Source organism: Mycobacterium sp. E1386, assembly GCF_001672745.1.
Taxonomy (GTDB): domain Bacteria; phylum Actinomycetota; class Actinomycetes; order Mycobacteriales; family Mycobacteriaceae; genus Mycobacterium.
On the sequence record NZ_LZKH01000142.1, the window covers coordinates 1 to 14247 of the forward strand.

15 protein-coding genes and 1 pseudogene are annotated in these 14247 nt (G+C 67.0%); 6 read left to right on the forward strand and 10 right to left on the reverse strand.

Going from position 1 to position 14247, the window contains the following annotated elements; translation table 11 throughout:
- From A5709_RS28475 to lmeA, 7 genes and pseudogenes are all read right to left on the reverse strand, one after another.
- Positions 1-550 (reverse strand): annotated as a pseudogene (locus tag A5709_RS28475) (hypothetical protein); the annotation flags it as partial.
- A gap of 130 nt (positions 551-680) precedes the next feature.
- Positions 681-1334, reverse strand: a complete 654-nt coding sequence (locus A5709_RS14905) for an FABP family protein (RefSeq protein ID WP_067948628.1) — start codon at positions 1332-1334, stop codon at positions 681-683.
- 145 nt (positions 1335-1479) lie between these two features.
- On the reverse strand, positions 1480-1782 hold the full coding sequence (locus tag A5709_RS14910; RefSeq protein ID WP_068009806.1) for a DUF1416 domain-containing protein: 303 nt from the start codon (positions 1780-1782) through the stop codon (positions 1480-1482).
- 1 nt (position 1783) lies between these two features.
- On the reverse strand, positions 1784-2617 hold the full coding sequence (locus A5709_RS14915) for a sulfurtransferase (protein ID WP_067948626.1): 834 nt from the start codon (positions 2615-2617) through the stop codon (positions 1784-1786).
- A gap of 35 nt (positions 2618-2652) precedes the next feature.
- Positions 2653-3123 (reverse strand): DUF4395 domain-containing protein, encoded by a 471-nt coding sequence (locus A5709_RS14920; RefSeq protein WP_067948624.1) that lies wholly within the window; start codon positions 3121-3123, stop codon positions 2653-2655.
- A gap of 105 nt (positions 3124-3228) precedes the next feature.
- Positions 3229-3318 (reverse strand): Ms5788A family Cys-rich leader peptide, encoded by a 90-nt coding sequence (locus tag A5709_RS29275; protein ID WP_369806096.1) that lies wholly within the window; start codon positions 3316-3318, stop codon positions 3229-3231.
- An 83-nt stretch (positions 3319-3401) separates the two neighbouring features.
- Complete coding sequence (gene lmeA, locus A5709_RS14925) at positions 3402-4214, reverse strand: mannan chain length control protein LmeA (protein ID WP_067948623.1); 813 nt, start codon at positions 4212-4214, stop codon at positions 3402-3404.
- A gap of 177 nt (positions 4215-4391) precedes the next feature.
- On the opposite strand from lmeA, the gene A5709_RS14930 reads away from it, so the two are divergent.
- The 6 genes from A5709_RS14930 to pstB all read left to right on the forward strand — a co-directional run bounded on the left by A5709_RS14930 (position 4392) and on the right by pstB (position 10115).
- Positions 4392-5168 (forward strand): response regulator transcription factor, encoded by a 777-nt coding sequence (locus A5709_RS14930; protein WP_067948621.1) that lies wholly within the window; start codon positions 4392-4394, stop codon positions 5166-5168.
- The gene (gene mshD, locus A5709_RS14935; RefSeq protein WP_068009808.1) at positions 5165-6076 is read left to right on the forward strand and encodes a mycothiol synthase; all 912 of its coding nucleotides are present in this window, start codon (positions 5165-5167) and stop codon (positions 6074-6076) included. Before A5709_RS14930 ends, mshD begins: the two co-directional genes overlap by 4 nt.
- 124 nt (positions 6077-6200) lie before the next feature.
- Positions 6201-7331 (forward strand): phosphate ABC transporter substrate-binding protein PstS, encoded by a 1131-nt coding sequence (gene pstS / locus A5709_RS14940; protein ID WP_068120525.1) that lies wholly within the window; start codon positions 6201-6203, stop codon positions 7329-7331.
- A gap of 48 nt (positions 7332-7379) precedes the next feature.
- Positions 7380-8414 (forward strand): phosphate ABC transporter permease subunit PstC, encoded by a 1035-nt coding sequence (gene pstC / locus A5709_RS14945; protein ID WP_369806097.1) that lies wholly within the window; start codon positions 7380-7382, stop codon positions 8412-8414.
- Positions 8411-9325: a phosphate ABC transporter permease PstA gene (gene pstA / locus A5709_RS14950; protein WP_068120543.1), complete on the forward strand. Its 915-nt coding sequence runs from the start codon at positions 8411-8413 to the stop codon at positions 9323-9325. The genes pstC and pstA overlap by 4 nt, the downstream gene beginning before the upstream one ends.
- 13 nt (positions 9326-9338) lie before the next feature.
- Complete coding sequence (pstB, locus tag A5709_RS14955) at positions 9339-10115, forward strand: phosphate ABC transporter ATP-binding protein PstB (RefSeq protein ID WP_068120526.1); 777 nt, start codon at positions 9339-9341, stop codon at positions 10113-10115.
- A gap of 10 nt (positions 10116-10125) precedes the next feature.
- Here pstB and phoU read toward each other — a convergent pair whose 3' ends face one another.
- From phoU to dusB, 3 genes are all read right to left on the reverse strand, one after another.
- A complete protein-coding gene (gene phoU, locus A5709_RS14960) occupies positions 10126-10794 on the reverse strand; it encodes a phosphate signaling complex protein PhoU (protein ID WP_067948613.1) in 669 nt (222 codons plus the stop codon).
- Positions 10795-10852: 58 nt separating this feature from the next.
- Positions 10853-12889, reverse strand: a complete 2037-nt coding sequence (locus A5709_RS14965) for an LCP family protein (RefSeq protein ID WP_068009814.1) — start codon at positions 12887-12889, stop codon at positions 10853-10855.
- Between the two features lie 221 nt (positions 12890-13110).
- On the reverse strand, positions 13111-14244 hold the full coding sequence (dusB, locus tag A5709_RS14970; protein ID WP_067948609.1) for a tRNA dihydrouridine synthase DusB: 1134 nt from the start codon (positions 14242-14244) through the stop codon (positions 13111-13113).
- Between the last annotated feature and the right edge of the window lie 3 nt (positions 14245-14247).

The following is a 14247-nucleotide window of genomic DNA, read 5'->3' on the forward strand; positions in this document are numbered from 1 at the left end:
GATCGCCGTCCTCATCGGCATGAGCGCGATCCTGGGCCTGACCTCCTATTGGGGATGCCACGACGCCAACCATCCCGCTTTCTTCACGCCACTGATGGCGACGGCCAGTCTGGTCAAGGGTGGCACCGGCGACTTCTCGGTGAGCGGACGCACCTGCCCGAGCCCAACGCCGGTCGGCCTGGAACTGGCCCGCATCGCGGCACTGTCGGCGATCTTCACCGGGATGGTTGGCGTCGTGGCATCCCCAATAGGAGGTCAGGCCCAGGATCGCGCTCATGCCGATGAGGACGGCGATCACGGTGAACGAAACACCCACCACCCGGTGGCTGTTGTCCGAGCGGAAGGTCAGCACGCAGGCCGCGATCAGCACCGCCACGACGATCGCGAGCGTGGGCATCGATCCCGGCCGGCCGAACCAGCCGAGGGCAGGCGGCATCGCGTCGATGATCCAGGGCCACAGGTCCAGGACGCCCAGATACACGATGAGCAGCACGCCGACCGCGGTTAGGCCCCAGCGCAAGGTGGGCGAGGGTGTCCTCGTGGGACGCATCCGCCGATCTCCCTTCGCGCGGTATCGGCTGTTCGGACGTCGAACAGTACACGCAAAAGGTCGGCCGAAAGCAATGATTCCGGGGCCGGTGCACACCACCGAGTTGCCCAGGCGGGCAACAGGTCGGCGGCTATCCGGCGTACCGCGAGAGCCGCGCCGAAAGGTGGGGAACGAGGCCGCCGTCGGCGTCCACCCGTTCCTCGACGTAGGCCAGGTCGCCCTCGACGATCCCGTAGAGCCGTTTGGCGCCGCCGACCAGCACGCCCGAGCGGGAGCGGGCCAGCGCGTCGGTCACCAACTCCCACGACGACTGGGTACGGGGCCGTCCGTAGAACAGTTCCACGTAGCCGGCCGAGTGGGCCAACAGCAACTCGATGGCCTGCGACTCGGTGGGGTCGTCGGGATCGCTGACGAAGCGCCAGAAGCCCGTCTCGCGCAACCCGTGTCCCTGGAAATCGCCCGTCTCGTCGAGCCGCCACGAGCGGGATTCCCAGTTCAGGTAATCACCGCCGTCGTGCGATACCACGATCTGCTGGCCGAACCGGTAATCCCCGTCGTGCCCGCGGCCCTCGCCTTCTCCGCGCCACACACCCACGAGGGGCAGTAGCGCCAGCAGCGCGTCGTTCAGGTTGGCGCCTTCCCGCAGGTTGGCGGTGTCGGCGGGAAACGGCAGGTCGTCGAAGGCCGGAATGTTGCGGCCGGCGGTCAGCTTGGCGCGCTCGGCGGCGGCGGCCACCGCGCGATCACCGGAGCCCGGAGAACCCAGAGGTTCGTCAGAAGTCACGATTCGTCGGTGATGAGCCGGTACAGCGTGTACAGCGCGAACCATGAGATCACCACGACGGCCACCACCAGCATGATCTCGAAGAAGAGCACCACGGGGACAAGTCTATTCGCCGCGGGAGATCCCGGTCAGGCCAGCCGGGGTCTCAGGCGATCTTGACGTCCACCTCGTGGATGCCGGCGCCCGACGGGGTCACCACGGCGTTCCCGTTGCCTGCGGCCGACAACGCGCGCAGCGTCCAGGACCCCGGTGCCGCGAAGAACCGGAAGTCGCCCGTTGCCGACGCGACGACCTCGGCGGTGAACTCGTCTGACGAGTCGAGCAGGCGGACGAACGCGCCGCCGACCGCCTGTCCGTCGCCGTCCACGACGCGGCCGGTGATCACCGTTTCCTTCTCCAAGTCAACGCTGGCGGGCAGCGTCACTCCTTGTTTCGGCGCAGAGCACATATCAGCTTCCCAACTCGATCGGGGCACCCACCAGGGAGCCGTATTCCGTCCAACTTCCGTCGTAGTTCTTGACGTTTTTGTGGCCGAGTAATTCCCGGAGCACGAACCAGGTGTGCGACGAGCGCTCTCCGATGCGGCAATACGCGATCGTTTCCTTGGTGCCGTCCAGTCCGGCGTCGGCGTAGAGCTTGGCCAGCTCCTCGTCGGACTTGAAGGTGCCGTCCTCGTTGGCGGCCTTGCTCCACGGCACGTTGATCGCCCCCGGAATGTGGCCGGGCCGCTGGCTCTGCTCCTGCGGCAGGTGCGCCGGCGCCAGGATCTTGCCGGAGAACTCGTCGGGTGAACGCACGTCGACCAGGTTCTTGGCGTTGATGGCCGCGATGACCTCGTCGCGGAACGCCCGGATGCTGTTGTCCGGTGCGGCGGCAGTGTAAGAGGTGGCCGGCCGGGTGACGGTGTCGCTGGACAGGGCGCGGCCGTCGAGTTCCCACTTCTTGCGGCCGCCGTCGAGCAGCTTGACCTTGTCGTGGCCGTACAGCTTGAAGTACCAGTAGGCGTAGGCGGCGAACCAATTGTTGTTGCCGCCGTAAAGGATCACGGTGTCGTCGTTGGAGATGCCGCGCTCGCTGAGCAGTTTCGAGAATTGCTGCGCATCGACGAAGTCCCGCTTCACCGGGTCCTGCAGATCCGAACGCCAGTCCAGCCTGATCGCGCCGGGGATGTGGCCGGTGTCGTAGGCGCTGGTGTCCTCATCGACTTCGACGAAGACGACGCCGGCTGCGTCGAGATTGCTCTCGGCCCAGTCCACGGAGACCAGGACGTCGGAGCGTGCCATGCGGGGGATCCTTTCGATCGCTTTCTATGAACAGGTCATGTGGTGCGCGCGGCTCCTCGGAAACGCGCGACCAATGGGTAGAGCTGGCAACCCAGGCAGATGCCGAACGCGGCGTTCAGGAAGGCGGCGACGAGCGCCCCGGCGGTGGCGATGACGCCGGCCAAGAAGGCGCCCGCGGCGAACGCGACGACGCCCACGAGCGCGAAGATCAGGCCGACGAGTTGGGCGAACTTCAGCGGTGCGACCGGTTCGCGCTCGGTGACGGGGCCGAGCCGGGGCGCCACGGCAAGGGCGAATATCCGCCCATACGGATGCTTGCGCGGGCCGCCGACGGCGCCGACGGCGAAGACAATGGCCTGTATCCCCAGAATGACCGCCGCCGCCAGGGGGCTGGCGGCGGACACGGCGAGCGTGATCACCAGGACTGCGGTGGTAACCCAGGCGGCAAAGCGCGGGCCGCGCACGTCGACGGTGTCCGGTTGGGTTGTGGTGTTGCTGATCGGCACGGTACTACTCCTGAATTCGCCTGTTGCTGAGGGAACGAACGACGGGAGACGGGCCACGGGGAATTCCCGGGCTGCTCCGAGTGCGACGCGAAAGCGCGCGGCGACTCAGCAGCTACAGCGACAGCAACAGCCCGCGGTGCGGCACAGATCGACTGCGCGGCGTTGGGTGAGCACGGGCTCAATGCGGGCTAGCACGTCGGCAAGCTTACCGAATGGCGTTCAGCGATCAAATCCAGCGGCGGCCGCCGCGCAGACCGCAAGCCTTCGGCGGTGGCGGGTCACGACTGCCTGAAGCCGTCCAGATCGACGGTCACTCCATAACTGATGCCCTCGATGATCACGTCTGACCCGCGCGCGCCCTCGGTCTTCGGTGCCACCCCGAACGGGAGCCGCTGGTTGGGCACCCTCGTGGTGAATGCCCGCAGCACCGCATCCCGCTTGTCGTCCGGAACGGCTTGATCCGCGGTGTCGGCCCCGGTCAGGACCCCGGTCGGCGTGATCACGAGCGTCGACTGGTCGTCCGGGGCGATGGAAAGGTCCACCGAGACGCTGACCCGGTGCTCGAAGTCGGCCGAGTGCGGTGTGCCGCTGAACACCAGGCCATGGCTGTCGGAGATGCCGGACGCGGTGACGCCGCCGGTGGCGGTGTTGGTCTCCTTCGCCGGCGCCTCAACCATCAGGTCGTTGATGCCCATATAACGGCCCAGGTAGTTCGACCCGATGATGATGCGGCTCTCCAGTTTGCCCACCGGCAGCTTGGCTACGGGCCGGATCAGCCAAGACGCGTCGGTCAGATCGACCGCATACATCGTGGCTTCGAGGGTGGCCTTGCCGACCGTTGCATGGTCTACGGCGTTGGCTTTGATCTCCACCTGGTTGTAGTGGTGGCGCATCGCCTGCGGGATGAAGGGAAACGCCACGATGGCGACGAACGGGTCGGACCTCAGATTGGCCGCTTTGCGCACGCTGCAGGACAGCCGGTATTCGGCGTAGATGCTGCTTCCGTAGTCGACGGCGACCGCACCCAGCACAACCGCGGCCACGGCGATCGCCGCGGCCGCCACCCCGATCAGGACCCTGCGCACCCGCATATTGTCGCGTAAGCCTCCGCGCGCCGTGTCGCGGACCGCGTGGGTGGCGGGGCTCACACTGCATCGTCACCACGCAAAAATGGCAGGTGGCAAGTTATCGTTAGGTGGCCTGGCAACTAACGCGTCGTTGCGTTGCGAGTTGTGGAAGATGCCGTTCCCCCGAGCTGGAGGGGCTAGTTGGAGCTATTACTGCTGACCTCGGAGCTGCATCCCGACCCGGTCCTCCCGTCGTTATCGCTGCTCCCTCACACCGTCCGGACGGCACCGGCGGAACCGTCCTCGTTGCTTGAGGCGGGGACTGCGGACGCCGTGCTGGTGGATGCGCGCACCGACTTGTCGTCGGCCCGTGGCCTGTGCCGGCTGTTGAGCACCGCGGGCCGGTCGGTTCCGGTCTTGGCTGTCGTGAGCGAAGGCGGTCTGGTGGCGGTCAGCGCCGATTGGGGGCTGGACGAGATCCTGCTGCCGAGCACCGGACCCGCCGAGATCGACGCCAGGCTGCGACTGGTGGTCGGGCGCCGCGGCGGGCTGGCCGACCAGGAAAGCGCCGGCAAAGTGAGCCTGGGTGAGCTGGTGATCGACGAGGGCACCTACACCGCGAGACTGCGCGGGCGCCCACTCGACCTGACCTACAAAGAGTTCGAGTTGCTCAAGTACCTCGCCCAGCACGCCGGGCGCGTCTTCACCCGCGCGCAACTCCTGCACGAAGTCTGGGGATACGACTTCTTCGGCGGCACCCGCACCGTGGATGTGCACGTGCGTCGGCTGCGCGCCAAGCTCGGCCCCGAATACGAGGCGTTGATCGGCACCGTCCGCAACGTCGGCTACAAAGCCGTCCGGCCGGCCCGCGGCCGCGCCCCGATCACCGGCACCGCCGACGACGAAGCCGCCGAGGACGTCGAGTCCGACTCAGAGGAAATGCAAGAACCCCTGGGCGACCCGTTGCGCAGTCAGTGACCCCGCCCGAGTGGCGCTCGACGCTGACCGCGGACGAACAGCGGCAAGTGCGCGGACTAATAACGGCGACAACGGATTTCGATGGGGTGGCGCCCGTCGGTGAACAGGTGCTGCGCGAGCTCCCGCACGATCGCACCGGGCATCTGCTCATCACCGACAGCGACGAGACCGTGGGTTACCTCAATCTCTCGCGCGACGCAGAGGCCGCAATGGCGGAACTGGTCGTGCATCCGCGGGTCCGCCGGCACGGCTTCGGGACGGCGCTGGCGCGCGCGGCCCTGGCCGAGACCGGCGGACGGAACCGGTTCTGGGCGCACGGCACACTCGAGCCGGCCCGGGCCACCGCCGATGCACTGGGTCTGGTACCGGTACGCGAATTGCTGCAGATGCGCCGCACGCTGCGCGACACCCACGACTTGGTGCGGCCCGTGCCCGGCGTACAGGTCCGCACCTACGCGGGGGCCGCCGACGACGCGGAGCTGCTGCGCGTCAACAACGCCGCCTTCGCCGAGCATCCCGAACAGGGCGGCTGGACCGAAGTGCAGCTGGCCGAGCGGCGCAACGAACCGTGGTTCGACCCGGAAGGGTTGTTCCTCGCTTTCGGCGTGTCCGAAACCGATCAGCCGGGCAAGCTGCTGGGCTTCCACTGGACCAAGGTGCATCCCGACCGACCCGGCTTGGGGGAGGTCTACGTCGTGGGCGTAGACCCGTCGGCGCAGGGGCGGGGGCTGGGGCAGATGCTGACAGCCATCGGGATCGAGTCCTTGGCGCGGCGGCTGGCGGGGGCGGCCGAGCCGACTGTGCTGCTCTACGTGGAATCGGACAACGTCGCCGCGGTGCGCACCTACCAGCGCTTGGGCTTCACCACCTACAGCGTGGACACCGCCTACGCCGTCGCTTCCGATTGACCGACGCGCAGGCGCGGAATGTGCCCCGGATCCGGCCGGGCATATTTTCGCGACGACCTGGCAACCTGTTGGGAGATGGCCGGCGGGGCACACGCGGGCCCGTAGGGGGCAGGAAGCTGGATCGGTGAGGCTCGACAGGGGTGGTGGCAGAGCGCTGGCGGCGCTGGCTGTGGCGCTGGCAGTTGGTATCGGCGGACTGACCGGCTGTGGCAGCGACCAGAACCGCCGCAACGCTTCGGCGGCAACGGTCTCCGGGCCCACGGGCACGGCGGGATGCAGCGGCAAGAACAAGCTGACGGCGGAAGGCTCGACGGCCCAACAAAACGCGATGGCGTTGTTCAACCAGGTCTGGGGCCAGTACTGCCCGGGCAAGAGCGTGTCGTACAACCCAACCGGCTCGGGCGCCGGCCGTGAGCAGTTCATCGCCGGCCATGTCGACTTCGCGGGCGCCGACTCGCCGCTGGCCGCCGACCAGATCGGCCCGGCCGCCGCACGGTGCGAGGGAAACCCGGCGTGGGACTTGCCGCTGGTGTTCGGGCCGATCGCGTTGGTCTACAACCTGGCCGGGGTGCCGGCGTTGGTGGTGAGCAGTGACGCGTTGGCCAAGATCTTCAGCGGAAGGATCACCGCCTGGAATGACCCCATCCTGGCAGCCCTCAACCCGGGCCTCGTGCTGCCCGATACCAAGATCGCACCGATCTACCGGACGGATTCGTCCGGAACGACCGACAACGTGCAGAAGTATCTGACGGCCGCCGCGCCGCAGAGCTGGACCAAAGGCGTGGGCACCGAATTTCAGGGCGGGGTGGGTGAGGGCGCCATGAAGTCGGCCGGCGTCGTCCAAGCCGTGCGGGCGACGCCGGGCGCGATCGGATACGTCGAGAAGGGCTTCGCCGACCAGGGCGGCATGCCGTACGCCCAGATCGCCACCAACAAGGGTGTCGCCGTTCCGCTCACCAACGAGACAGCCGGAAATGCCGTGAAGGCGGCCAACTTCGTGGCCGACGGCAACGACATGGTGCTGGACCTCAACTTGATGTACCGCTCCCAGGAACCCAATGTCTACCCGCTGGTCCTGGCGACGTACGAGATCGTGTGCTCCAAGGGCTCCGACCCGGACACCTCCGGCGCGATCAAGTCATTTCTCACGGTCGCCGCCGGCAGCGGGCAGACCGAGCTTGTCTCGGCCGGCTATATCCCGCTGCCCGATAAGGTCAAAGAGCGACTGGTTGCCGCGATCAACGCTCTGCAGTGACCAAGTGGCCCCGCGCTTAAGGAGCGAGAGAACTGTGCTGGGATCACAGTGACCACGCCAAACCCGATCGACGCCGGCTCGGGCGCGACCGTCGCCGCGCCCTTCCCGGAGGCACCGGTGATACCGATCAACCCGTGGGGAGCTGCGCGCCCACACGTCGGGGATCGTGCGTTTCGCTGGCTGGCCAAGGGCTCAGGCTTGCTGATCGTCGTCGTCATCGGGGCAATCGGTGGATTCCTGTTGTTGCGGGCCATCCCGGCCTTGAGGCGCAACCGGGAGAACTTTTTCAGCTACGGCGGCAACTGGATCACCACCGACACGTCGGCCATGCACTTCGGCATCTCCGATCTGCTGAAGGTCACCGTGTTCGTGTCGGCGTTCGCGTTGATCCTGGCCATGCCCGTCGCGCTGGGGGTCGCCATCTTCATCACGCAGTACTCGCCGAGGCGCGCCGCCGCCTCGCTGGCCTACGCCGTAGATCTCCTGGCGGGGGTCCCCTCCATCATTTACGGCGTCTGGGGCCTGCATGTGCTGGCGCCGCAGCTGCGACCGCTGGCCACCTGGCTGAACCACTCCCTGGGTTGGTGCTTCCTGTTCGCCGACGGCAACGCGTCGGTGGCCGGCGGCGGCACCATCTTCACCGGCGGCATCGTCCTGGCGGTGATGATCCTGCCGATCATCACCGCCGTCACCCGCGAGGTGTTCGTCCAGGCACCACAGGAGCAGGTCGAGGCCGCGCTGGCCCTGGGCGCCACCCGTTGGGAGGTTGTGCAGACGATCGTGCTGCCGTTCGGGCGGTCGGGATACATCAGCGCAGCGGTGCTGGGACTGGGCCGCGCGATGGGCGAGACGGTCGCCCTGCTGATCATCTTGCGCGGGACGCAGGCGGCGTTCGGCTGGTCGCTGTTCGACGGCGGCTCCACCGTCGCGACCAAGATCGCGGGCACCGTGGCGCAGTTCAATGACCAATATAAGGCCGGCGCATACATCGCCGCGGGGCTGGCGCTCTTCGTGCTCACCTTCCTGGTCGACGCGTTGGCGCGCGGCGCCGCCTCCAAAACCAGATGGGGCGCCGGGCGATGACCTCGATGTTGGACCGCCCGCTCAAGCCGCGCACGTTCTCCCGGCCGAGCCGGCGCCGCCGGGCCACGGATCATGTTGCCGTGGTGCTGGTTTCGCTGTCGATGGTGATTGCGGTGACGCCCCTGCTGTTGGTGCTCTACTCGGTGATCGCCAAGGGCTTCAAGGCGATCGCGTCGACCGTTTGGTGGACCCACTCGCAAGCGGGCATGACGGCCTTCGTGGCCGGGGGCGGCGCCTATCACGCGATCGTCGGCACCGTGTTGCAGGGAGTGGTATGCGCGCTGATCTCCATCCCGATCGGCCTCATGCTCGCCATCTATCTGGCCGAATATGGGGGCGGCACCCCGCTGGGCAGGCTGGCCACGTTCATGGTGGATGTCCTGAGCGGAGTGCCCTCGATCGTGGCGGCGTTGTTCATTTACGCGCTGTTCGTGGCGACGGTGGGTCTTCCTCGCTCCGAGTTCGCGGTGTCGCTCGCGCTGGTTCTGTTGATGCTGCCGGTGATCGTGCGAGCCACCGAGGAGATGCTGCGGATCGTCCCGGTGGACCTTCGCGAGGCCAGTTATGCGCTGGGCATCCCGAAGTGGAAGACGATCGTCAGGGTGGTGCTTCCCACCGGGGTCTCCGGCATCATCACGGGCATCATGCTGGCGGTGGCCAGGGTCATGGGCGAGACGGCCCCGTTGCTGATTCTCGTCGGTTACTCGCAATCTATGAGCTTCGACATCTTCAGTGGATTCATGGGGACGCTACCCGGCATGATGTACAACCAGACCAGCGCCGGTGCCGGCGTGAATCCGGTCCCCACGGATCGGTTGTGGGGTGCCGCCCTAACCCTCATCCTGGTGATCGCCACCATCAACATCGGGGCCCGAGTGATAGCGAAGTTCCTTGGCGCCAGAAAGTCATAGGCAGGAGCACTAAGTGGCAAAGCGGTTGGACCTCAAAGCCGTCAACATCTACTACGGTTCGTTCCACGCGGTAGGGGATGTGACGCTGTCGATCCTGCCCCGCAGTGTGACCGCGTTCATCGGTCCGTCAGGGTGTGGCAAGACGACGGTGCTGCGCACGCTCAACCGGATGCATGAGGTGGTCCCCGGCGGCCGGGTTGAGGGCAGCGTGCTCCTCGACGACGAGGACATCTACGGCGCCGGGGTTGATCCCGTCGGTGTGCGGCGGGCGATCGGAATGGTGTTCCAGCGACCGAACCCGTTCCCCGCCATGTCGATTCGCGACAACGTGGTGGCGGGTTTGAAGCTGCAGGGCGTGCGCAATCGCAAGGTGCTCGACGAGACCGCCGAATACTCGCTGCGGGGCGCGAACCTGTGGGATGAGGTCAAGGACCGGTTGGACAGGCCGGGCGGCGGATTGTCGGGTGGTCAGCAGCAGCGCTTGTGCATCGCGCGGGCGATCGCCGTGCAGCCCGACGTGCTGCTCATGGACGAGCCGTGCTCCGCGCTGGACCCGATCTCGACGATGGCCATCGAGGAGTTGATCAGCGAGCTGAAGCAGGACTACACGATCGTCATCGTCACGCACAACATGCAGCAGGCGGCGCGGGTCAGCGACTACACCGCGTTCTTCAACCTGGAAGCCGTCGGAAAGCCGGGGCGGTTGATCGAGGTCGATGACACCGAGAGGATCTTCTCCAACCCGAGCCAGAAGGCGACGGAGGACTACATCTCCGGCCGCTTCGGCTAGAGCTGATCCGTTATTGCGAGGCCGGGTTCGTTTCCTCTTCGGGCAGCTTGCCGGTCGCCTGGAAGATGACGCGCCTGGCCACTTCGACCGCGTGGTCGGCGAAGCGCTCGTAGAACCGGCCCAGGAGTGTCACGTCGACGGCGGCCGCCACCCCGTACTTCCATTCGCGGTCCATCAGGACCGAGAACAGGTGGCGGTGCAGATCGTCCATCGCGTCGTCCTCTTCGCGGATCCGGGCGGCCTTCTCCGGATCGCGAGACATCACCACTTCTTGCGCGCTGTTCCCCAATTCGACTGCGACCCTGCCCATTTCGGCGAAGTAGCCATTGACCTCTTCGGGCAGCGCGTGTTGGGGATGCCGGCGTCGGGCGATCTTCGCGACGTGCAGGGCCAGCGCGCCCATCCGGTCGATGTCGGCCACCATTTGAATGGCGCTCACGATGGACCGCAGATCACCGGCGACCGGCGCCTGTAAGGCCAGCAGCACGAAGGCGCTCTCCTCGGCGCGGGCGCTGAGTGTGGCGATCTTCTCGTGATCAGAGATCACCTGTTCGGCCAGCACCAGGTCGGCCTGCAGCAGGGCTTGGGTGGCCCGCTCCATGGCGATGCCCGCCAGCCCGCACATCTCGCCGAGCCGCTCGGATAACTCCGAGAGCTGCTCATGGTAGGCGGTCCGCATATCACCAAGCCTACGTTCTCGGCGGAGAAAACGGGCGGTGGAGCGCCGCCAAACGTGCTTACTCGCAGGTGGTGTCGGCGGCGTTGGTGACGGTCAGGTCCTCGGGCAGCTTGGCCGGGGCGCTGCCCGAGCCGCGTTCGATCTGCAAGCTGATCGACGAGCCGCTCGGCTGGGGAGTGGCGACCGACTTGAAGTCGGGTCCGAGCACCACCTGAACGACCTGCCCGTAGCCGGACACTCGCTGCACCTTCGCATTGGCGAAGGAAGACGCCACGGTCGCGGCCGCCTGCTCGTTGCCGGGCGAGAACAACACCGTCGTCGTGTTCACCGAGCTCGGGTAGTCGTCCGGGGTCATCACGTTGAAGCCGTCCCGCTTGAGCTGGCTGGTCGCGGTGGCCGCCAGGCCGCTCTGCGTCGTCGCGTTGGAGACGCGCACCGTGACATCGCTCGGCGTGGTGGTGGTGACCTGCTCGTGTCGGGCCTCGGGCGCCGGGGTGGGGGCCGGCGCCTTCTTGGTGGCGGGCGCCTTCATCTGCCCGGACTTGTCATCGGAAGTTCCGAGACTCTTTGCGTTCTGGTCGTTTTCCTCGGGCAGCGGATCGTCGTTGATGATGGCGTCGAACAGTGCCCGCATGTCGGCCATGCGCGGCGGCTCGTCGCCGTTCTGGTCGGTGACGCCGGTCGGCACGGTGACGAACGTGACGTGCCCGGCCGCCATGCCCTGCAGCGACTGACCGAGTTGGATCAAGTCCTTCGACTGCACGTTGTCGACGACGGTGTCGCTGATGAACATGTTGACGACATTGTTGAGCTTGTTGAGGTCGAGCAACGTGTCCTCGGAGATCAGCGAGCGCAGCAGCGAGGACAGGAACAGCTGCTGGCGTTTGATCCGCCCGTAGTCCCCGTTGGTTTCGGTGGTGACCTGGCGGGCTCGCACGTAATTCAGGGCGGTCGAGCCGTCCAAGACTTGGCGGCCACCGTGATCGAGCACCGTGCCGAGCTCGTAGTCATGCAGCGCGGTTTTCGAGCACACCTCCACACCGCCCAGGGCGTCGACCATCTTGGCGAACCCCGCGAAGTCGACGGCGATGAAGCGGTTGATGTTCAAACCGGATAGCTTCTGGATCTCCTTGACCAGACACTTCGGGCCGCCGAAGGCGAATGCCGAGTTCAGTTTGGTCTCGGTGTAGACCATCTTCGGGCCCCAGGATTTGGTCTTCGCGTCGTAGAGGGGCCCGTATTTACCCGTGTCCGGGTTCCACGCCTCGCACTGCATCGGGGTGATCGCCAGGTCGCGCGGGAATGACACCGCCACCACGCGTTTGCGGTTGGCCGGAATGTTGACCAGCATCACGGTGTCCGAACGGGCGCCATCCGCGTCGTCGGTGCTGCCGGCGCCCATGTTCGCGTTGTCACCGGCGCGCGAGTCAAGGCCGACGATCAAGAAGTCTTCGTCCCCGTATTGGCCGTTGCGGTCGCGGATGTCGCTGGAGTCCTGGTCGAGAGCGTTGATGGTGTTGAGCCGGGCGTTCTTCGATGTGCTCCATTGCCACGCCCCGCCGGTCATGGCCAGGGTAAGCGCCGCGAGCAGCGCCGCCACCGAGCGCGCGGCCAGCAGCATCGGCCTGCGGCGGCGGGATGTCCGCCGCTGAGCGTCGCGAGGCTCGTCGGATGAGGATTCCTGGCCGCTCGGATGCTCGGCGGCGTCGAGGTCGGGGAGCTCCGAGACCGCGTCGAGCGAATAGGCCAGGTCACCGATCACCTGGGTTTTCTGCAGCTCCAGCGGCACGTCCGATTCGGCTGGCGTCGGTTCAATGACCGGTTCGACGTCCGGCTCGGCGCGACGGTGGGTGGACCGGCCGGTCGACGGGGCGCCGAGTTTCGCGATCAGGTCGGCGACGCTGACTCCGCCCGCGGTGTGGGATCCGGATTCTTCGTCGTCGGCGGCTCGGGACGGGACCGGCTCGACCGCGGTCTCGGTCTGCCAGAGATGGCGACTGTAGTCAGCCGGGGGCTCCGAGAACCGCTCCCAGGGGGCCGCCCCAAGCGCAGCGCGCCGGGCGCCGCGAGTGGCGTCGTCCTCGGCGTCACGCATGTCTTACGGCCTCCGAAGCTCTGATGCGGCTGTCAGCGTATCCGTGCGCAATGTCGGCCCAACGCTTGGCATATCAGCGCTGCGGCCCATGCCACCCGTGGGTCGCACTCCTTTGTCGCGCCCGGGCAGCGGCGCGTTACCGATCCGCCGCAGCAACGCGCAATGCAGCAAGGTCCACATCGTACTGAGTTATCTGTCCGGACGCGATTTCGCGCGGTCGATCAGCCTCCGGAGTGCATCACGTCGGCGCCGGCCGGCACGGTGCAGTCATCCGGGTCGGCCAGCCAGCCCTCGGGCAGTGCCACCCTGGCGGGCGAGCCCTGCCGGCCCCGGGGGCCGCTCGCCGCGTCCGGGAAGGGCACACGCCCGTCCAATTGGCTTAGCAGCGAATCGAGTTCGTCGAGCGTCTTGACCATCGCCAGCGCGCGCCGCAGCTCCGAGCCGGCCGGGAAGCCGTGCAGGTACCAGCCGATGTGCTTGCGAATGTCGCGCATGCCCTTGTCCTCGCCGAAGTGCGCGGCCAGCAACCGCCCATGCCGGCGAACGATGTCGGCTACCTCGCCCAGCGTGGGCGGGACGGGAGCCGGGCTGCCGGTGAACGCGGCCGAGAGTTCGGCGAAAAGCCAGGGCCGGCCGAGGCAGCCGCGGCCGATGACGACGCCGTCGCATCCGGTGCTGGCCATCATCGCCAGCGCGTCACTCGCGTCGTAGATGTCGCCGTTACCCAACACCGGGATCGTGGTCACGTGTTGTTTGAGCAGGGCGATCTGCTCCCAATCTGCGGTGCCCGAGTAGCGTTGCGCCGCCGTGCGGGCGTGCAGCGCGACCGCGGCGGCGCCCTCCGATTCGGCGATGCGGCCGGCATCGAGGTGGGTGTGGTGCTCGTCGTCGATGCCGACGCGGAATTTGACGGTCACCGGGATGTCGGTGCCTTCGGTTGCGCGCACCGCCGCGGCGACGATCTGCCCGAACAGCCGACGCTTGTACGGCAGTGCGGCCCCGCCGCCGCGTTTGGTGACCTTGGGCACCGGACAGCCGAAATTCATGTCGATGTGATCGGCCAGGCCCTCGTCGGCGATCATCTTGGCCGCGGCATACGTGGTCGCCGGATCGACCGTGTACAGCTGCAACGAGCGCGGCGACTCGTCCGGTGCGAAGGTGGTCATGTGCATGGTGACCGGGTGGCGTTCGACGAGCGCACGCGCCGTCACCATCTCGCAGACATAGAGCCCGCTGACCGTGCCGACCTTCGACTGCTCTAGTTCACGACACAGGGTTCGAAAGGCAACGTTGGTCACGCCCGCCATTGGGGCCAGCACCACTGGGCTGGCGAGCGTGATGGGACCGATGCGCAACGC

What these genes read in the sequence shown, in the direction of transcription:
- A5709_RS14910 (WP_068009806.1), bottom strand. Translation starts at nt 1,782, where the DNA reads ATGTGCTCTGCGCCGAAACAAGGAGTGACGCTGCCCGCCAGCGTTGAC.
- A5709_RS14915 (WP_067948626.1), bottom strand. Translation starts at nt 2,617, where the DNA reads ATGGCACGCTCCGACGTCCTGGTCTCCGTGGACTGGGCCGAGAGCAAT.
- lmeA (WP_067948623.1), bottom strand. Translation starts at nt 4,214, where the DNA reads ATGCGGGTGCGCAGGGTCCTGATCGGGGTGGCGGCCGCGGCGATCGCC.
- pstA (WP_068120543.1), top strand. Translation starts at nt 8,411, where the DNA reads ATGACCTCGATGTTGGACCGCCCGCTCAAGCCGCGCACGTTCTCCCGG.
- phoU (WP_067948613.1), bottom strand. Translation starts at nt 10,794, where the DNA reads ATGCGGACCGCCTACCATGAGCAGCTCTCGGAGTTATCCGAGCGGCTC.
- A5709_RS14965 (WP_068009814.1), bottom strand. Translation starts at nt 12,889, where the DNA reads ATGCGTGACGCCGAGGACGACGCCACTCGCGGCGCCCGGCGCGCTGCG.